17 protein-coding genes are annotated in these 18,022 nt (G+C 71.0%); 5 read left to right on the top strand and 12 right to left on the bottom strand.

What is annotated here, in order from left to right; genetic code table 11:
- Positions 1 to 3: 3 nt before the first annotated feature.
- Genes HJD23_RS23440 through HJD23_RS23430 form a run of 3 tightly spaced genes read right to left on the bottom strand, consistent with a single transcriptional unit; the run spans position 4 to position 4,069 of the window.
- Positions 4 to 1,602 carry a carboxyl transferase domain-containing protein gene (locus tag HJD23_RS23440; RefSeq protein WP_171114726.1) on the bottom strand — a complete coding sequence of 533 codons (1,599 nt, stop codon included), beginning with the start codon at positions 1,600 to 1,602 and terminating at the stop codon, positions 4 to 6.
- On the bottom strand, positions 1,599 to 3,278 hold the full coding sequence (locus HJD23_RS23435; protein WP_171114728.1) for an acyclic terpene utilization AtuA family protein: 1,680 nt from the start codon (positions 3,276 to 3,278) through the stop codon (positions 1,599 to 1,601). Before HJD23_RS23435 ends, HJD23_RS23440 begins: the two co-directional genes overlap by 4 nt.
- Positions 3,275 to 4,069: a TIGR03084 family metal-binding protein gene (locus HJD23_RS23430; protein ID WP_171114731.1), complete on the bottom strand. Its 795-nt coding sequence runs from the start codon at positions 4,067 to 4,069 to the stop codon at positions 3,275 to 3,277. Before HJD23_RS23430 ends, HJD23_RS23435 begins: the two co-directional genes overlap by 4 nt.
- Before the next feature lie 111 nt (positions 4,070 to 4,180).
- On the opposite strand from HJD23_RS23430, the gene HJD23_RS23425 reads away from it, so the two are divergent.
- Together HJD23_RS23425 and HJD23_RS23420 are read left to right on the top strand one after the other, a co-directional pair.
- Positions 4,181 to 5,035, top strand: coding sequence for a helix-turn-helix transcriptional regulator (locus HJD23_RS23425; protein WP_171118859.1), 855 nt, complete (start codon positions 4,181 to 4,183; stop codon positions 5,033 to 5,035).
- On the top strand, positions 4,995 to 5,285 hold the full coding sequence (locus HJD23_RS23420) for a DUF397 domain-containing protein (protein ID WP_171114733.1): 291 nt from the start codon (positions 4,995 to 4,997) through the stop codon (positions 5,283 to 5,285). The genes HJD23_RS23425 and HJD23_RS23420 overlap by 41 nt, the downstream gene beginning before the upstream one ends.
- Positions 5,286 to 5,297: 12 nt before the next feature.
- Here the strand turns inward: HJD23_RS23420 and HJD23_RS23415 are convergent, their stop codons facing one another.
- The 6 genes from HJD23_RS23415 to HJD23_RS23390 all read right to left on the bottom strand — a co-directional run bounded on the left by HJD23_RS23415 (position 5,298) and on the right by HJD23_RS23390 (position 11,886).
- Entirely contained in the window at positions 5,298 to 6,254 is a 957-nt protein-coding gene (locus HJD23_RS23415) for an LAETG motif-containing sortase-dependent surface protein (protein WP_171114735.1), read from the bottom strand.
- A 170-nt stretch (positions 6,255 to 6,424) separates the two neighbouring features.
- Positions 6,425 to 7,324, bottom strand: a complete 900-nt coding sequence (locus HJD23_RS23410; RefSeq protein ID WP_240980994.1) for an EamA family transporter — start codon at positions 7,322 to 7,324, stop codon at positions 6,425 to 6,427.
- 220 nt (positions 7,325 to 7,544) lie between these two features.
- The gene (locus HJD23_RS23405) at positions 7,545 to 8,387 is read right to left on the bottom strand and encodes a carbohydrate ABC transporter permease (RefSeq protein ID WP_171114739.1); all 843 of its coding nucleotides are present in this window, start codon (positions 8,385 to 8,387) and stop codon (positions 7,545 to 7,547) included.
- Positions 8,388 to 8,394: 7 nt separating this feature from the next.
- On the bottom strand, positions 8,395 to 9,384 hold the full coding sequence (locus HJD23_RS23400) for a sugar ABC transporter permease (protein ID WP_171114741.1): 990 nt from the start codon (positions 9,382 to 9,384) through the stop codon (positions 8,395 to 8,397).
- A gap of 19 nt (positions 9,385 to 9,403) precedes the next feature.
- On the bottom strand, positions 9,404 to 10,744 hold the full coding sequence (locus HJD23_RS23395) for a sugar ABC transporter substrate-binding protein (RefSeq protein WP_171114743.1): 1,341 nt from the start codon (positions 10,742 to 10,744) through the stop codon (positions 9,404 to 9,406).
- Positions 10,745 to 10,866: 122 nt separating this feature from the next.
- A complete protein-coding gene (locus tag HJD23_RS23390) occupies positions 10,867 to 11,886 on the bottom strand; it encodes a LacI family DNA-binding transcriptional regulator (RefSeq protein ID WP_171114745.1) in 1,020 nt (339 codons plus the stop codon).
- 206 nt (positions 11,887 to 12,092) lie between these two features.
- Between HJD23_RS23390 and HJD23_RS23385 the strand changes: the two genes are divergently transcribed.
- Together HJD23_RS23385 and serC are read left to right on the top strand one after the other, a co-directional pair.
- Positions 12,093 to 13,448: a mucin-1 gene (locus HJD23_RS23385; protein ID WP_171114747.1), complete on the top strand. Its 1,356-nt coding sequence runs from the start codon at positions 12,093 to 12,095 to the stop codon at positions 13,446 to 13,448.
- A gap of 121 nt (positions 13,449 to 13,569) precedes the next feature.
- Complete coding sequence (gene serC / locus HJD23_RS23380; RefSeq protein ID WP_171114749.1) at positions 13,570 to 14,688, top strand: phosphoserine transaminase; 1,119 nt, start codon at positions 13,570 to 13,572, stop codon at positions 14,686 to 14,688.
- Between the two features lie 101 nt (positions 14,689 to 14,789).
- Here serC and HJD23_RS23375 read toward each other — a convergent pair whose 3' ends face one another.
- Positions 14,790 to 15,485 (bottom strand): hypothetical protein, encoded by a 696-nt coding sequence (locus HJD23_RS23375; protein WP_171114751.1) that lies wholly within the window; start codon positions 15,483 to 15,485, stop codon positions 14,790 to 14,792.
- Positions 15,486 to 15,683: 198 nt separating this feature from the next.
- Here HJD23_RS23375 and HJD23_RS23370 point away from each other — a divergent pair, with 198 nt between their 5' ends.
- A complete protein-coding gene (locus tag HJD23_RS23370) occupies positions 15,684 to 16,196 on the top strand; it encodes a DUF2269 domain-containing protein (RefSeq protein ID WP_171118861.1) in 513 nt (170 codons plus the stop codon).
- A 51-nt stretch (positions 16,197 to 16,247) separates the two neighbouring features.
- On the opposite strand, the gene HJD23_RS23365 is transcribed toward HJD23_RS23370, so the two are convergent.
- Both HJD23_RS23365 and HJD23_RS23360 read right to left on the bottom strand, forming a co-directional pair.
- Complete coding sequence (locus HJD23_RS23365; protein ID WP_171114753.1) at positions 16,248 to 17,060, bottom strand: ABC transporter permease; 813 nt, start codon at positions 17,058 to 17,060, stop codon at positions 16,248 to 16,250.
- A complete protein-coding gene (locus HJD23_RS23360) occupies positions 17,057 to 18,019 on the bottom strand; it encodes an ATP-binding cassette domain-containing protein (protein WP_171114755.1) in 963 nt (320 codons plus the stop codon). The genes HJD23_RS23365 and HJD23_RS23360 overlap by 4 nt, the downstream gene beginning before the upstream one ends.
- Positions 18,020 to 18,022: the final 3 nt, after the last annotated feature.

The following is an 18,022-nucleotide window of genomic DNA, read 5'->3' as shown; positions in this document are numbered from 1 at the left end:
GCCTCACATCCGGAAGACGCCGAAGCCGCCGCGCACGCCCTCGTAGGGGGCGGTGTGGAGGGCGGACAGGCACAGGCCGAGGACGGTTCGGGTGTCGCGCGGGTCGATGACGCCGTCGTCGTAGAGGCGCCCGGACAGGAACATCGGCAGGGACTCGGACTCGATCTGCTGCTCGACCATCGCGCGCAGGGCGGCGTCCGCCTCCTCGTCGTACGGCTGCCCCTTCGCGGCGGCGGACTGGCGGGCCACGATGGACAGCACGCCCGCGAGCTGCTGCGGGCCCATGACGGCGGACTTGGCGCTGGGCCAGGCGAAGAGGAAGCGGGGGTCGTAGGCGCGGCCGCACATGCCGTAGTGGCCGGCGCCGTAGGAGGCGCCCATGAGGACGGAGAGATGCGGGACGCGTGAATTGGAGACCGCGTTGATCATCATCGCGCCGTGCTTGATGATGCCGCCCTGCTCGTACTGGCTGCCCACCATGTAGCCGGTGGTGTTGTGCAGGAACAGCAGCGGGATGTCGCGCTGGTTGGCGAGCTGGATGAACTGGGCCGCCTTCTGCGACTCCGCGCTGAACAGCACCCCTTGGGCGTTGGCCAGGATGCCGACCGGGTAGCCGTGCAGGGCGGCCCAGCCGGTCGCCAGGCTGGTTCCGTACAGCGGCTTGAACTCGTCGAAGTCGGAGGCGTCGACGATCCGGGCGATGACCTCGCGCGGGTCGAAGGGCACCTTCAGATCGCCGGGGACGATGCCCAGCAGCTCGTCCGCGTCGTACTTCGGGGGCTCCGCGGGACCGGGATCCGGATACGCCTTGCGGTGGTTGAGGCGGGCCACCACCCGCCGCGCCTGCCGCAGCGCGTCCCGCTCGTCGAGGGCGAAGTAGTCCGCGAGGCCGGACACGCGCGCGTGCATGTCGGCGCCGCCCAGGGACTCGTCGTCGCTCTCCTCGCCGGTGGCCATCTTCACCAGGGGCGGGCCGCCGAGGAACACCTTCGCGCGCTCCTTGACCATGATCACGTGATCGGACATGCCGGGGATGTACGCGCCACCGGCCGTGGAGTTCCCGAAGACGACGGCGACGGTGGGGATCCCGGCGGCCGACAACCGCGTCAGATCCCGGAAGATCGCGCCCCCGGGGATGAAGATCTCCTTCTGGGATGGCAGATCCGCGCCGCCGGACTCGACCAGGCTGATGCAGGGCAGGCGGTTGGTAAGGGCGATGTCGTTCGCGCGCAGCGCCTTCTTCAGGCTCCACGGGTTGCTCGCGCCGCCCCGGACGGTCGGGTCGTTGGCGGTGATCAGGCACTCCACGCCCTCGACGACGCCGATGCCGGTGACGAGGGAGGCGCCGACGGTGTACTCGCTGCCCCAGGCGGCCAGCGGGGACAGTTCCAGGAAGGGCGTGTCGGGGTCGAGGAGCAGTTCGATGCGCTCGCGGGCGAGGAGCTTGCCGCGTTTCCTGTGCCTGGCCACGTACTTCTCGCCGCCGCCTGCGAGGGCCTTGGCGTGCTCGGCGGCCAGTTCGGCGAGCTTGGCGAGCATGGCCTCGCGGTTGGCCGTGTAGTCGGGGCCGTTGGTGTCCAGGGTGGAGCTGATGACCGTCACAGGAGGGCCTCCGGGATGTCCAGGTGGCGGGAGCGCAGCCATTCGCCGAGGGCCTTGGCCTGCGGGTCGAAGCGGTGCTGGGCGGCGACGCCCTGGCCGAGGATGCCCTCGACGACGAAGTTGAGGGCGCGGAGGTTGGGGAGGACGTGACGGGTGACCTTCAACTCGCGGCACTCGGGCAGGAGTTGCTGGAACCCGTCGGCCGTCAGCTCGTGCGCGAGCCACCGCCAGGCGTCGTCCGTACGGGCCCACACCCCGACGTTGGCGTTCCCGCCCTTGTCGCCGCTGCGGGCACCGGCGACGAGTCCGAGAGGGGCGCGCCTTCTGGGTCCGTCCGGCAGCGGCTCGGGCAGGGGAGGCTCCGGCACGTCGTCGAGTACGGCGGTCTCGTGGGGCGGGGCCACAGGGGTACGGCGGCCGTCGTGGAGGACCGCCATATGGGGGACGGCGCTATGGGGGACGTACACATCCTCGAAGACCCCATACGGGGTGCCCTTTCCGGGTGGCGCCAGCACATGGAAGCCGGGGTAGCTGGCGAGCGCCAGTTCGACGGCGGCCGCGCTGAGGGTGCGGCCGACGGTCTCCTGGTCGGGGTCGCGTACGACGAGCCGGAGCAGGGCGCTGGCCGTCTCCTCGGTGTCGGCGTCGGGGCGGTCGGTACGGACGAGGTCCCAACGGACGTCGGCGGGCGGTGACTTGGCGAGTGCGTCCGCCATTTGCCGCCGTACCAGCGCGGCCTTCGCCTCGATGTCGAGTCCGGTGAGGACGAAGGTGACCTCGCCCCGGAAGCCGCCGAGGCGGTTGAGGCCGACCTTGAGGGTCGGGGGCGGGGCCTCTCCTCGTACGCCCTCGATCCGGACCCGGTCGGGTGCCTCCTGGGTGAGGCGGACGGTGTCGAGGCGGGCGGTGACGTCGGGGCCCGGGTAGCGGGCGCCGGCGGTCTCGTAGAGGAGCTGGGCGGTGACCGTGCCGATGTCGACGAAACCGCCGGTGCCGGGGTGTTTGGTGATGACGGAGGTGCCATCGGGGTGCAGCTCGGCGAGGGGGAAGCCGGGGCGGCGGAGGTCGGCCTGGCGCTCGTGGAAGAAGGAGTAGTTGCCGCCGGTGGCCTGGGTGCCGCACTCCAGGACGTGCCCGGCGACGACGGCGCCCGCGAGGCGGTCGTACTCCCCCGGTTGCCAGCCGAAGTGCGCGGCGGCGGGGCCGGTGACCAGGGCCGCGTCCGTCACCCGCCCGGTGACGACGATGTCGGCGCCCTCCCTCAGGCAGGCGGCGATGCCGAAGCCGCCGAGGTAGGCGTGGGCGGCGAGGCTGCCGGGGTGGGCGGCGGTGAGGTCGTCGCCCTCGACGTGCGCGACCCGTACGGGGATGCCGAGGCGGTCGGCCAACTGCCGTACGGCGTCGGCGAGTCCGGCCGGGTTGAGGCCACCCGCGTTGGTGACGACGCGCACGCCCCGGTCGTGGGCGAGGCCGAGGCACTCCTCCAGCTGGCGCAGGAAGGTACGGGCGTATCCGGCGCCGGGATCCTTCAGACGGTCCCGGCCGAGGATCAGCATGGTCAGCTCGGCGAGGTAGTCGCCGGTGAGGACGTCGAGTTCGCCGCCGGTGAGCATGTCGCGAAGGGCGTCGAAGCGGTCGCCGTAGAAGCCGGAGGCGTTGCCGATGCGCAGCGTCACCGGGCGTCCTCCTTCGGCGGGCGGCCGCTGCCGGGCGGTCCCGCGAAGGCCTGGGCGATGTCCAGCCAGCGGTCGGCGTCGGGGCCCTGGGCGCGCACGGCGAGGTCGTCGCGGTGGGCGCGGTGGGTGACCAGGAGGGCGAAGTCGAGGGCGGGGCCGGTGACGCGCTGGGCGGCGCCTTCGGGGCCGTACGTCCACAACGCACCCGAGGGGCTGGTCAGTTCCACACGAAACTCCTCCCCCGGCGCCGTCAGGCCGTGCACGCCGAAGGCGAAGTCGCGGGCGCGGACCCCGATGCGGACCACATGCTTCAGCCGGTCGGTGGGTGGGCGGACCACACCCAGGGCGTCGGCGATGTCCTGGCCGTGGGCCCAGGTCTCCATGATCCGGCCGGTGGCCATGGCGGCGGCGGACATGTGAGGGCCGTACCAGGGGAAACGCCCGCCGCGCGGGGCCGCGCGCAACGCCGTGTCCAGGGCGGTACGCCCCTCCCGCCACGTCTCCAGCAGCTCGCCGGGCGGGAGCCGGGCGCCCTCCTCGGCACCGTCGTCGACGAAGGAGTCCGGCGCGGCAAGGGCCTTCTCAACCAGCGTCCGGAACGCGTCGGCGTCGGTGACGGCGAGCAGGGCGGAGCGGTCGGTCCAGGCGAGGTGGGCGATCTGGTGGGCGACGGTCCAGCGGGGCGCGGGGGTGGGGAGTGCCCACTGGTCCGGTTCCAAGTCGGCGACGAGCCGGTCGAGTTCGTCGCTTTCGGCACGCAGGTCGTCGAAGACGGGGGTCGGGTCGGCCATGGGGAGGAGCGTGGCAGCGACCCCGGAACAAATCAAGCACGCTTGCATGATTTTGTTTTCCACAACACCGGCACCCGTGTGCGTCCGTGCGGCTACTCTCGGTCACGGGAGGTGGTTGGCGTGCGGAGTCGTGAACTGGACCCGAGTGCATCGCCGTTGGACTACTACGGCTACGAGCTGCGGCGCTGCCGGGAGGCGGCGGGGCTGACGCTGGCGCAGCTCGGCGCGATCGTCTTCTGTACCGGGTCACTGATCGGGCAGATCGAGACGGCGGCGAAGGTTCCCCAACGGGACTTCTCGGAGCGGGTGGACGCTGCGCTGGGGACGGACGGGTTGTTCTCCCGGCTGGTGGGGTTGGTGCTGCGGAGTCAGTTGCCGGGGTGGTTTCAGCCGTATGCGGACATGGAGGGGAGGGCTGCGTATATCTCCACGTACCAGGCGCAGTTGGTGCACGGGCTTCTCCAGACGGAGAGTTACGCACGTGCGGTGCTAGGGACGCGGGACGAGGGCGACCTCGACGGCAAGGTCGCCGCCCGGCTGGACCGCCAGCGGATCCTGGATCGGGAGCACCCCCCGGTGACGTGGGTGGTGCTGAGCGAGGCGGTGCTGCATCAGCAGGTCGGCGGCCGGGAGGTCATGCGCGAGCAGTTGGCGCACCTCATGTCCTTGCAGAAGCGCCGGTGGTTGGAAATCCAGGTGCTGCCTTTCGAAGCGGGGGCGCACGCCGGACTGATGGGCTCGTTCAACCTGCTGCGCTTCGAGAACGACCCGGACATCGTCTACACCGAGGACTTCGTCCAGGGCCACATGACGGCCAATCCGGAAGCAGTCAAGGAGGGTTCGGTCCGTTACGATCACTTGCAGGCCGCCGCTCTTTCCGTGGACGACTCGGCGGCTCTGATCGCCCGCGTGATGGAGGAACGGTATGGGGACCAACCTGAACCTGACGGGCGCGACCTGGCGTAAGTCGTCGTACAGCGGCGACACCGGCGGCCAGTGCATCGAATGCGCACCTCTGGGCACCGCCGCCTGGCGCAAGTCCTCCTACAGCGGCGACACCGGAGGCGACTGCGTCGAGGTCGCCGACCTCACCGCCCACGTAGCCATCCGCGACTCCAAGAACCCCGCCCACGGGGCCCTCACCGTCGCCCCGGAGACCTTCACCGCGTTCGTGTCGGCGGCCTCGCGGGGCGACTTCACAGCGCTCGACGGATGAACCACCCGCCGCTCAGGCCTCGGCGTCGCCCGTCCTGCGGCGGCGGACGATGAACACCGCTCCCGCGCCGAGCGCCACGGCGGCGGCGCCCGCGAGGGCGAACTGCGGCAGGGCGGAGGACGAACCGGTCTCGGCCAGGCTGCCGGACGCGGTCGTAGCGCCCGTCGGCGTGGCGGCCGCGCCGCCCTGCTGCTTCACGGCACCGTCGGACTTGACGGCCTCGGCACCGTCGTTCTCGCCGTCCTTGTCCTTGGCGCCCTCGGACTCGTTGCCGCCCTTGGTGTCGTCGCCCTTGTTCCCGCCCGCGCCGGTCTCGCCCTCGGCGTCGTCGCCCTTGTCGCCCTCTTCCAGGGCCTTCTTGGCGTCGGCGAGGGCCTTGTCGGCGGCCTGCTTGTCGGCGAGCGCCTGCTCCTGCGCCTTCTTCAGCTCCTCGTACTTCCGGACCTCCGCGACGCGTTCGTCGTCCCGCTTCGTGTCGGCCTCGATCGCCTTGGCCCGGGCGGCGGCCGCCGTCTCCGCGGCTGCCGCGGCCGCGGCCTTCGCCTCGGTCACCCGCTGCTCCGCCGCCGCCTTCTCCTCCGCCGTCGCGGACTCACCCAGTGCGGCGAGCGCGGCCTGAGCGTCGGACAGCTCCTTGTCGGCGGTCGCCTTGGCCGCCTCGGCGGCGTCCGCCTCCTCGTTCGCGGCCTTGGCGGCCACGTCGAGCGGAGTGCCCCCGTCGAGCGTCTCCTCAAGGTACGCGTATTGGGCTTCCCTGGCGGCCACAGCCTTTTCGTACGCCTCCTGCGCCGCCTTCGCCGCCTGCTCCAGCTCGGCGATCGACGGCGTGGACGTCGCCCCTGCCGTGTCCGACTGCACCGCGGTGGCCGACGGCTTGTCGGCGGCGAGGGCCGGAGTGGCGGAAAGCAGCGCGAACGGCGCGGTCACGGCGACAGCTACGGCAGTGGAGACGGTGCGGCGCAGATTCATACGAGCCCTTTGGTCGAAAGGCGGAAGCGTGAATGGCGGTGATCATAAGACCCTGTTGTCGGGGAGGCACAGCCGAATTTCCCCTGCTCCAGCGCGCCGCACGATGGCCGCTCAGAGATAAACGTCCTGATTCGGACAGTTGCCCACGGAAACTGGGTTTCTCCTGTGAGTCATGTCATTCGTTCGGCTCCCGCCCTCCGCGCGCGCCGCGTCTGCGTCCGCACCGCCCCCATGCTCGCCGCGATGACCAGGGCGATGGCCGCGGCCTCCGTCGCGGTGAGGGCCTGGTTGAGGATCAGGAAGCCTGCCGCGGCGGCGATGGCGGGTTCGAGGCTCATGAGGACGGCGAACGTGGAGGCGGGCAGGCGGCGCAGGGCGAGGAGTTCGAGGGTGTAGGGGAGGACCGAGGAGAGGATCGCGACGGCCGCGCCGAGGGCCAGCGTCACCGGGTCCAGCAGCTTCGCGCCCGACTCCGCGATGCCCAGCGGCAGGAACAGCACCGCCGCCACCGCCATGGCCAGCGCCAGCCCGTCGGCCTGCGGGAAGCGGCGGCCCGTCCGCGCGCTGAAGACGATGTACGCCGCCCACATCGCGCCCGCCCCCAGCGCGAAGGCCACGCCGACCAGGTCGAGGCTGTCGAAACCCCCGCCGCCGAGCAGGAAGACGCCGGCCAGCGCGAGTCCCGCCCAGACGAAATTGATCGCGCGGCGGGAGGCCAGCACGGAGAGGGCCAGCGGGCCGAGGACCTCCAGCGTGACCGCGGGGCCGAGGGGAATGCGGGCGAGGGCCTGGTAGAAGAGGCCGTTCATCGCGCCCATCGTGATACCGAAGGCGATGACCGTGCCCCAGTCGGTGCGGGAGTGGCCGCGCAGCCGGGGCCGGCACACCAGCATCAGCACGATCGCGGCCACCGCCAGCCGCAGCGTCACGATGCCCAACGCGCCCGCCCGCGGCATCAGGCTGACCGCGAGCGCGCCGCCGAACTGCACCGACAACCCGCCCGCCAGCACCAGGCCGACCGGACCGAGGGAGCCCCGGCGACGCGGGGCGCCGACCGTCGGCTCGGGCACGGCCCGCGGGGTGCGGGTCGGCGAGGGTGTGGCGGCGTCAGGGATGCTCACGGGCTGTCCAGGGCTCGACTCGGATATGTTCACCACGATGCACTATCGAGTCCAGATTAATGGACTACGTCAGGCGTGTGAAGTCGTTTTGCCACTGTCCCGGAGTGTGGACGGGATGGCTCCAACCGGCGGAGCAGCCCACCGCCTGGGCGGAGCCCCTCGGCCGGTCTCAGCCCTTGACGGCCGAGCCGGCCACCCCCTGCACGAACCACCGCTGGAAGAACGCGAAGACGATCAGCACGGGCAGGACCAGCAGTACGCCGAAGGCGAGGATCTGGCCCCAGTCCGGGGGCTGCTGGCCCTGGAAGACGCTCATCTCCAGGGGGAGCGGACGCACCGACGGGTCGGAGACCATCAGCACCGGCCATAGGAAGGAGCCCCACTGGATGAGGAAGGTGAGGATCGCGACCGAGGCGAACACCGGCTTGGACATCGGCACGATGATCGCGAAGAAGGTCCGCCAGGGGCCCGCGCCGTCCAGCCGGGCCGCCTCTTCGATGCTCGGCGGGATCTTCCGGAAGAACGTGTGGAACTGGTAGATGGCGAAGGCGTTGGCGATGAACGGCAGCGCCTGGATGTAGATCGTGTTGCGCTGGCCGTTGAACATGTAGAACAGCGGCACCGCCACCGACTCGAACGGGATCAGCATCAGCAGCAGGACGAGCATGAACACCGCGTTCTGGCCCCGCCACTTCAGCCGCGTCAGCCCGTACGCCGCCATCGAGTTGACGATCAGCCCGCCCGTGACCACCACGAACGCGAGCAGCACCGACACGCCCATGAACTGCCAGAAGTAGCCGGTGCTGTCGGAGCTGAGGCTGTCGAAGACGGCGGCGTAGTTGTCGAAGGAGAGGTGGGTGGGCAGGAAGCCGGACAGGCCGTTCAGGACCTCGTCGGACGGCTTGAGGCTGCCGAGGAAGAGGTAGAGCGCGGGGAGGGCGAAGATGAACGCCAGGACGCTCAGGACGGTGTAGTCGACGACGCGGCGTACGGGCGTACGGGTCATGGCCATGGGTCAGTCAGTCCTCGTTGTCGGGCCGGACGACGCGGCGCTGGACGATCGTCAGGGCGACGACGATCAGGAAGAACACCACCGTGACGGCCGAGGCCTGGCCGATGTTGTTCTGGTCGAAGGCCGTGGTGACGGCCTGGTACATCACCGTGCGGGTGGCGTCCTCGTCCAGGCCGCCGCCGCGGATGAGGATGTACACCTGGTCGAAGACCCGGAAGGACAGCACCGAGGTGAGCATCGCGACGAACACGAGGGTGCCGCGGATGCCGGGCAGGGTGACATGCCGGAACTGCTGCCAGCGCGAGGCCCGGTCGAGCTGGGATGCCTCGTAGAGCTCGCCCGGGATCTGCTGGAGCCCGGCGAGCAGGATGACCATCTGGAAGCCGACGCCCTGCCACACCGACAGCACGATGATCGAGGCCATCGCGGTGAGGCCGTCGCCGAGCCAGTCGAAGGCGCCCCAGTTGCCGAAACTCACCGCGTCCAGCAGGGAGTTGAGCATGCCCTGCTCGCTGCGGGCGAGGATCAGCCGCCAGATCACGGCGACCAGCGCCATCGGGAAGACGACCGGCATGAAGAAGAAGGACCGGAACACGCCGATGGCCTTCAGCTTGCGGTTGAGGAGGATCGCGAGCACCAGCGCCAGACCCGTCTGCAGCGGTACGACGACCGCGGCGAAGGTCAGGTTGTTCAGCAGCGCCCGCAGGAACGGGCCGGACAGATCGGGGTCGGTGAACAGCCGCCGGTAGTGCTCCACGCCGAAGAAGGTGGGTTCCAGCGGCGAGCCGAGGCGGACGTTGTAGAAGGAGAGCACCACGGCGTAGCCGAACGGGATGCCGACGAAGGCGATCAGCCCGCCGACGGCCGGGGCCGACATCAGCAGCCCGTGCAGCCAGTCGCGGTTCCCGCGCGACGGACGCGAGGGCTTCGCGGAGGACGCGGACGAGGCCGACGCCCGGCCAGGGGCCGCAGCGTGCGCGGGTTCCACAGTTTTCACGGGTGGGTCCTCTGCGGGGTTACGGGATCTCGTATCCGGCGTTGTCGGAGAAGTCCTGGTCGATGGCGCGGGCGGCCTTCTCCAGGGCTTCCTTCGGGTCGGTGCCGCCGTAGACCGAGTTCAGGGCCTCGTTGAACTTGGCGGTGACCGTGGGATATCCGGCGGTCACCGGGCGGGTGACGGCGACGCAGGACTCGCTGATGTCGCTGTCGCCGCACGGCTTGGCGAGCTGGTCGGCGAAGAGCTGGAGCGGGCCGCCCTGCTGGTACAGCTCGCTCTTGGCGAGCGCCGACTTGGTGGCGGGCACCGCGCCGTTGGCCTTCGTCATCGCGCCGACGTTGGTGTCGTTCAGGAGGTAGTCCAGGAAGGCCCCCGCGGCCTTGGCGTTCTTGGTGCCCGCTCCGATGCCCCAGGCCCACGAGCCCTGCCCGGTCTTCGGGCCGTTGCCGAAGTCCGGCAGCGGCAGGACGACGAGGTCGTCACCGAGGGCCTCGCTGTAGGCGGGGTACATCCAGTGGCCGACCCAGCTCAGCGCCACCTTCTTCTTCGCGAAGGCGTTGCCGTCGGTGTTGGGGTCGACGTACGTCTTCCAGGACTGGAAGGTCTTCAGCGCCGAGACCACGTCCGGGCTGTCGAGGGCGCCTTCGGCCTTGCCGTCCTTCAGCAGGGCGCCGCCGGCCGACCAGACGATCGGGGAGAAGCCGTAGGTGCCCCACTCGGTGGCCAGGCCGTACTGCTCCGAGATGTCGAGGACCTTGCCGTCGGAGTCCTTGGCCTTCAGCGCGTCGAGCGCCTTGCCGAACTCGGCCGCCGTCCAGGCGTCGTCCACGCTCGTCGGGTACTTCACACCGGCCGCGTCCAGCAGCTTCTTGTTGGCGTACATGCCGAGACCGGAGTCGAACATGCCCAGGCCGTAGTGCTTGCCGTCGATCTCGCCCTGCGCCTTGATGGCGTCGGTGGCGTTGTCGAGGGTCTTGGCGGAGAGGTAGTCGTCGACCGGGGCGAGCTTGCTGTTGTAGACGAAGTTCGCCATCGTCGGGCCGTCGAACTCCAGCACGTCCGGCAGCTCGGAGGCGTCGGTGGCGGTGATGGTCTTGGTGTAGTCGTTCTCGGGTATCAGCTTCAGCTCGGCCTTGATGTCGCTCTGCGAGGAGTTGAAGGACTTCACCGCGTTCTGCAGCGCGGTCGCCTCGCCGGCCTGGCCCTGGTGGGCCCAGATGCTGATGGTGCCCTTGCCGCTGCCCTCTTCGGCGGAGGCGCCGCTGCCGCCGCCTCCGCCACAGGCGGCCAGCGCGGTCAGGGGCAGGAGAGCCAGGGCTGTCAGGCCCGTGCGACGGTACCTTCTGGGGCCGGTGATCATGGTTGTGCCTCCGAGCGGGTGTGCGGTGGGTGCGAGGAGCGTGGTGGTTGCGAGGACGTGGGGGCCCGGGGGCCGAGGGCTGAAGCGACCCTCCGGGGCGGGACAGTGACGGACGTGGGGGGCTACCGCTGTCTGCCGGGGTTCGGCGGAGCGGTGGTCTCGCGGAGGACGAAGCGGATGGGCATCTCGACGGGGCGGGCGGGCCCGGCGTCCGGGGCGTCCAGCTGCGCCAGCAGCAGCCGGGCGGCCTCCCGGCCCTGGGCCGCGACCGGCTGGGCCACGGTGGTCAGCCCGACCACCTCGGACAGTTCGTGATCGTCGAAGCCGACGACGGACACGTCCTCCGGAACCCTCAGCCGGTGCCGGCGCAGGGCGCGCAGCGCCCCCATCGCCATCTCGTCGGACTGGGCGAACACGGCGGTCGGCGGGTGCCGCAGGCCCAGCAGCTCGGTCATGGCCCGCTCGCCGCCCTCGACCGTGTAGCCGCCGTCCGCCTCCAGGGCGCGATCGTGCTCGATCCCGGCGTCGGCCAGCACGTCCAGGTACCCCTGCCGACGGTCGAGGGGCGTGGTCCAGTGCAGCGGCTCGCTGGCCCCGGAGATCATGCCGATCCGCCGGTGACCGAGGTTCACCAGATGCCGTACGGCGCTCTCCGCGCCGCCCCGGTCGTCGATGCCGACCACCGTGAAGCCGGGCCTGGCGCCGCCGACGGTGGTGGCCAGCGGCACGTCGAGGGACCGCAGGGCGGCGGCCTCCTCCAGGTCCGGGATCAGCAGGGACAGCACGGCGTCGACCCGCTTGCGGATCGGCAGCTTGGTGAAGAAACGCTTGCGTGCCTCCGGTGAGCCGAGGTTGTACAGCAGGACGTCGTAGCCGGCGGCGCTGAACACCTTCTCGGCGGCGTCCAGCACGGTGCCGAAGAACCAGCGGCCCACGTACGGGACGACGACCCCGATGGTGTAGGTGCGCCCGCTGGCCAGGCTGGAGGCCGAGCGCGAGGCGGTGTAGCCCAGCTCGGCGGCCGCCGCGACGATCCGTGCCCGCATCTCCTCCGACACTCCGGGACGGCCGCGCAGGGCGCGGGACACGGTGGACGCCGAGACCCCGGTGGCCTCGGCGACATCGGTGATGCTGACCGTCACGGGACGCTCCTTGATCAGGTGCACGCCGCGCGGCCGGGATTCGGCTTCACATCGGCGTGAGGGGGAGTGACGAGACCGTAAACCCGCCCACCCAGTTGCGCAAGCGTTTGCGTTCAGATTTACTTCGCCTCACTTCCAGAAAACGTCTCACCAGCCAGAACAGAGCGCACACGCTTGAGTGCCGCCCGAGCAGACAGGACCTGTCCATGCGATACGCCCCGCCCGGCCTCTGCGTGAACGACTTCGACCTCCTGCGCGACGCGGACGGCACCTACACCGTGCTGCACCTGCAGGGGCCGTGGACGACGGAGTTCGACCACCTGCGGATGGAGACCTCCTACGGCCGGGCCACCTCCACCGACCTGGTCCACTGGCGGCCGCAGGGCACGGCCTTCGGCAACGGCCTGCCGGGCCGCTTCGACCAGCAGGCGGTGTGGACCATGCACGTCGTCCCGCACGGCTCCGGCATGGCGATGTTCTACACCGGCGTCTCCGGGCTGACCCGGGACGGCTGGCCGCTCCAGTCGGTCGGCCTCGCCTACTCCGACCGCACCGACGGCACCGGCTGGCGCCGCCACGGCACGGGGCCGGTCGTGGCGGCCGACCCGCGCTGGTACCGCACCGGCGAACGCATGGGCTGGCGCGACCCCTTCGTCGTACGCGACGACGAGTCCGACGGCTGGGTCATGCTGGTCTGCGCCGCCGACGCCTCCCTGCCGGTCGAGGTCAGCGGCTGTGTCGCCTGGGCCACCGCCGACGACCTGGAGCACTGGACCGTCCACCCGCCGCTCATCTCTCCCGGCGACGTCGACGAGTTGGAGTGCCCGGTCCTCGAACGCCTCGACGACGGCAGCTGGCTGCTGCTCGGCTCCATCGGCGCCACGCGGGGCTTCGAGGCGTGGACCGCCCCGCGCCTGCGCGGCCCGTGGACCCGCCGCGGCCCCCTCGGCCCGACGGGTTCGTACGCTCCCCGCGTCATCGCCGCCCCCGACGGCTCCCGCGTCGTGCTGCACACCACCCCGCGCCGCGTCGGCCTCACCGACTCCGGCGACCGCTGCCGCGGCATGCTCGCCCAGCCCAAGTCCCTCGTGGTGCCGCGCGATTCGGCACCACGCCTGGAGTGGTGGCCGGGCCTGGAGTCCTGGCTCGGCGAGGAGACGTACGACGCGACTCTGCACGCGGTCGGCGACCTCGACGTCTCCGGCCGTACCGAGATCACCCTGCGCACCGACACGCCCGACGCAGACCGCCCCGCCCTCACCGTCGGCTGCGACGGCAAGAACGTCTGGGTCACCGGCCCCGACGGAGCGCACCTCGGCGAGACCGTCCTGACGGAACCCGCCGCGTCCCTGCGTATCCTCACCATCGGCGAGTACGTCGAGGTCTACGCCGACGGCGTCTTCGCCCTCACCACTTTGGGCTACTCCGGCCACCCCGCCCCGTGGACGGCCGTCACCGAGGGCGGCAGCCGTCCCCTTCCCGTCCGCCCGATCCGCCTGCCCGACCCGCACCGCGACGACGCCTCGGCCGTCTGGCCGGGCCCGCCGCAGCGCGCTGACTGAAACAGAGGGCCGCTGCTGAACGCCGGCCGGCGCCGCCCCCAGGGACGACGCTCGCCGAAACGCCGTCTCACCCGACGGACGACGCTTCGACCAGGTTTCCCCCACCGGCTAGTCTCACTTCGTGGCTGAGATCCGGATTCCCTCTGACATCAAGCCCGCGGACGGTCGTTTCGGCGCGGGTCCCTCCAAGGTGCGGACGGAGGCGCTGGACGCCCTCGCCGCGACCGGCACGTCCCTCATGGGCACCTCCCACCGCCAGGCCCCGGTCAAGAACCTGGTCGGCCAGGTCCGCGAGGGCATCCGCGAGCTGTTCCAGCTCCCCGACGGCTACGAGGTGATCCTCGGCAACGGCGGCTCGACCGCGTTCTGGGACATCGCGACGCACGGCCTGATCGAGAACAAGTCGCAGCACCTCAGCTTCGGCGAGTTCAGCTCCAAGTTCGCCAAGGCCGCCAAGCTCGCCCCCTGGCTGGCCGAGCCCGACATCATCTCCGCCGACCCCGGCACGCACCCCGAGCCGGAGGCCGCGGCGGGCGTGGACGTCTACGCGTTCACCCACAACGAGACCTCGACCGGCGTCGCCATGCCCATCAAGCGGGTGGCCGGTGCCGACGAGGGCGCCTTGGTCCTCGTGGACGCGACGAGCGGCGCCGGCGGCCTGCCAGTCGACGTCGCCGAGACCGACGTCTACTACTTCGCCCCGCAGAAGTCCTTCGCCTCCGACGGCGGCCTGTGGATCGGCGTCTTCTCCCCCGCCGCGATCGAGCGCGCCGAGCGCGTCCACGCGTCCGGCCGCCACGTCCCGGAGTTCTTCTCGCTCCCCACGGCGATCGACAACTCCCGCAAGAACCAGACGTACAACACCCCGGCGCTCGCCACCCTCTTCCTGCTCAACCAGCAGCTGGAGTGGATCAACGGCCAGGGCGGCCTCGACTGGGCGGTGCGGCGTACGGCGACCTCCGCGCGCACCCTGTACGGCTGGGCCGAGGACATCAAGTACGCCAACCCGTTCGTCGCCGACCCGGCCAAGCGCTCGCAGGTCATCGGCACGATCGACTTCACCGACGAGGTGGACGCGGCCGCCGTCGCCAAGGTGCTGCGTGCCAACGGCATCGTCGACACCGAGCCGTACCGCAAGCTCGGCCGCAACCAGCTGCGCGTCGCGATGTTCCCGGCGATCGACCCGGCGGACATCGAGGCACTGACCAAGTGCGTGGACTACGTGATCGAGAAGCTCTGACGATCCGTGTACGTGAGTGGGGGCGCCCGGCGAGCACCGGGCGCCCTTTCTCGTGGAACAGGCCCGTCGGTCCTGCCCTGGAACAGGCCAGTCGGTCCGCGTCAGTTGCGGGTCACCATCGTCATGACGCCGTCCGCCCGCCCCGTGACGGTCAGCCGTATCCGGGTCCCGTCGCTCAGCCCGTCGCTGATCCGGGGGAACCTGGCCTCCAGAGCGGCGACGGGTGCGTCCTGTTCGGCCGGTGTGGTCGGATGGCGGAGCCCGCGCACAGCGTCCAGTACGGCGTCCACCACCGGCTGAATCCCGGCGGCCCGGCAGGCGAGCCCCAGCGAACGCGCATCGTTCGCGTGGGCCAGGTGCAGTTCGACCGCCTCGTTCCGATACGCGGCCGCGAGGAACTCCTGCACGTCGCCGTGCGCCAGCGTCAGCGGCGTCTCGAAGATCAGGTCGTACTCCGGCAGTTGCAGCACCGCCCGCACCATCCCGTACCGTCCGAGCCGGTGACCCTGGAGAAACAGGTCGGCGCCCTTGTCCCGGATCAGCTCGCCGAGGCCGTCGAGGTCCGCGCGCATCCGGCCGGACAGGCGCAGCAGAATGGCGGGCCTGCCGCTCACTCCGACGTAGAGCGGCGCGTCGTCCCTGTCCCGCAGCAGCTCGACGTAGGGGAAGACCCGAGTGGATGTCCAGTGCTCGTCCGCCGGCCGGTCCCGGCGTGCGTCCTGCGCGAACTGCTCCGTCTTGCTGGGCTGCTCGATCGGAGGCATCCGCGCCATCAGGTCCGAACCGGCGCCGGTCACGGGGCTTTTCCTGCGGAACCATGGCATGCACCGCACATTAGGGCGGGCGGCCCGGGACCCCTCCCGGCCCAGTCGGTACGACGCCCGAAGGCTCGTGGCGAGGCCTCGTACGCCGACGCCAGTACGCGCGGTTACTCCCGCCGTCAGACGCCCTCCCGACCCCCGCCCGGCACCGTTGTGCAGGTGAAAGCCAGCCGTCTGAAACTGAGCCGGCCCGCACGCCGGGCCACCCTCGTCGTCCATGTAGCCGCCTCCGCCGGCTGGCTCGGGCTCACGCTCGGGCTGCTCGCGCTCGGGATCACCGCGACCACCACCGGGTCCCCGGTGACGGTGGAGGCCTCCGTCCGGGCCATGAAGCTGTTCGCCGACTGGCTCCTGCTCCCCGTCGCGTTCCTCACGCTCCTCAGTGGGCTGCTGCTGTCCCTGGGCACCCCGTGGGGGCTGGCCAGGCACCGATGGGTCTGCACCAAGTTCTGGCTGACCCTGGCCACGACCACCGCCACGGCCTTCGCGCTGCGCCCCGGAGTGAACTCCGCGGTCACCGCCGTCACCGCGGGCGGACCGCTGCCCGACACCGGCGACGTCCTGTTCGGCCCGGTCGTCTCGCTGTCCGCCTACGTCTTCATGACGGTGATCTCGGTGCTCAAGCCCTGGGGGCCGACCCGGCGCGGCCGAAGGCTGCGTGCGCAGGAGGCCGGGGCACGTGCGTGAGGGCGCCCGGCGAGGACCGGGCGCCCCCCAGGGCCGGTAAGGACTACGGCGTCACCGGCTCAGCTTCTGGAACCGCCGTACCGCCAGCGGCAGGAAGATCACCGTCAGCACCACCGGCCACACCCCGGCCATCAGCAGCGCGTGCTGCTCGACCCAGGAGTCACTCCCGCCCACCGGCGTCCCGAACAGCTCGCGCGTGGCCGCCGCCGTGGACGAGATGGGGTTCCACGCGGCCACCCACCCCAGCCAGTCCGGCATCAGCTGCGGGGCGACGAAGATGCTGGAGATCATCGTCAGCGGGAAGGCCACCGCGAACAGCCCGCCCGCCGCCTCCGGGTTGGGCACGATCAGGCCGAGCCAGACGCCGATCCAGATCAGCGCGAACCGCAGCCACAGCAGCAGCCCGAACGCGGCGAGGAAGCCCCAGCCGCCGTCCGGCCGCCAGCCCATGGCCAGCGCGGTCAGCATCATGATCCCCAGCTCCGCGCAGGCGACGATCAGATCGGTCACCCCGCGCCCCGCGACCACGGCCGACGACGCCATGGGCATCGAGCGGAACCGGTCGATGACGCCCTTGGTGGAGTCGTACACCACCACGGTCGCGGTGTTGATGAAGCCGAAGGCCATCGTCATCACGAACATGCCCGGCATCAGGAAGTCCTTGTAGTCCCCGCCGCCGGGCACCTTCATGGCGCTGCCGAAGACATAGCCGTAGAGGAGGACGGAGAGGATCGGGAAGCCCAGCTGCCAGGCGATGTTGACGGGCTGGCGCTGGTAGTGGGTCAGGCCGCGGCGGACGATGTTCCAGCAGTCGGCGAGCAGCCAGTACGTGCGGCCGCGGGCCACGGGAGCCAGGGTGCTCATGCGGCGGTCTCCTTCTCCGTGCGGTGTCCGGTCAGGCGCAGGAAAACGTCGTCGAGGCTGGGCCTGCGCAGTCCGATGTCCTCGACCCGTACGCCCTCGTCCTGGAGGGTGCGGGCGACGTCCGTCAGCGCGGTCACCCGGTCGGCCACGGCCGCGTGCACCCGCAACTCGCCCTCGTCCGTCTCCGGTTCACCGTCGGAGACCCGGGCGACCACCTTCACCGCCCGCGCGATGTCCGCACGCTCGGCGACCACGACCTCGATCCGGTCGCCGCCGACCCGGTTCTTCAGCCCGTCGGGGGTGTCGTCGGCGATGGCCCGCCCCTGGTCGATGACGGTGATGTGGGAGGCGAGCTTGTCGGCCTCCTCCAGATACTGGGTGGTCAGCAGTACGGTCGTACCGCTCGCCACCAATTCCCGTACGGACTCCCAGACTTCGCCGCGGCTACGGGGGTCCAGTCCCGTCGTCGGCTCGTCGAGGAAGAGGACGGCCGGGGCCAGGATCATCGACGCGGCGAGGTCGAGGCGGCGCCGCATGCCGCCGCTGTAGCCGCCGACGCCCTTGTCGGCGGCGTCGGTCAGGTCGAACTGCGCCAGCAGCTCGGCGGCGCGCAGCTTCGCCCGCTTCCCGCCCAGATGGAACAACCGGCCGAACATCTCCAGGTTCTGCCGCCCGGTCAGCACCTCGTCCACCGCCGCGTACTGGCCGGTGAGCCCGATCCGGGCCCGCACCTCGCGCGACTGCCGGGCCACGTCCAGTCCGGCCACCGTGGCCCGTCCGCCGTCCAGCCGCACCAGCGTGGACAGGATGCGTACGGCGGTGGTCTTTCCCGCGCCGTTCGGCCCGAGCAGCCCGTGTACGGTGCCTTCGCGCACGGTGAGGTCGAAGCCGTCCAGGGCGCGCTTCTCGCCGTAGCGCTTCTGCAGACCCTCCGCCCGTACGGCGTATCCGTCGCTCATGGG

Source organism: Streptomyces sp. Z423-1 (assembly GCF_013009255.1).
GTDB classification, from domain to species: domain Bacteria; phylum Actinomycetota; class Actinomycetes; order Streptomycetales; family Streptomycetaceae; genus Streptomyces; species Streptomyces gossypiisoli.
The sequence above is the reverse complement of the archived record's forward strand: the minus strand, read 5'-3'. Positions and strand labels throughout refer to the sequence as shown.

Coding starts and splice junctions, on each gene's coding strand:
- HJD23_RS23430 (WP_171114731.1), bottom strand. CDS start 4,069: ATGGCCGACCCGACCCCCGTCTTCGACGACCTGCGTGCCGAAAGCGAC.
- HJD23_RS23365 (WP_171114753.1), bottom strand. CDS start 17,060: ATGAGCACCCTGGCTCCCGTGGCCCGCGGCCGCACGTACTGGCTGCTC.
- HJD23_RS23405 (WP_171114739.1), bottom strand. CDS start 8,387: ATGGCCATGACCCGTACGCCCGTACGCCGCGTCGTCGACTACACCGTC.
- HJD23_RS23395 (WP_171114743.1), bottom strand. CDS start 10,744: ATGATCACCGGCCCCAGAAGGTACCGTCGCACGGGCCTGACAGCCCTG.
- HJD23_RS23420 (WP_171114733.1), top strand. CDS start 4,995: ATGGGGACCAACCTGAACCTGACGGGCGCGACCTGGCGTAAGTCGTCG.
- HJD23_RS23415 (WP_171114735.1), bottom strand. CDS start 6,254: ATGAATCTGCGCCGCACCGTCTCCACTGCCGTAGCTGTCGCCGTGACC.
- HJD23_RS23385 (WP_171114747.1), top strand. CDS start 12,093: ATGCGATACGCCCCGCCCGGCCTCTGCGTGAACGACTTCGACCTCCTG.
- HJD23_RS23360 (WP_171114755.1), bottom strand. CDS start 18,019: ATGAGCGACGGATACGCCGTACGGGCGGAGGGTCTGCAGAAGCGCTAC.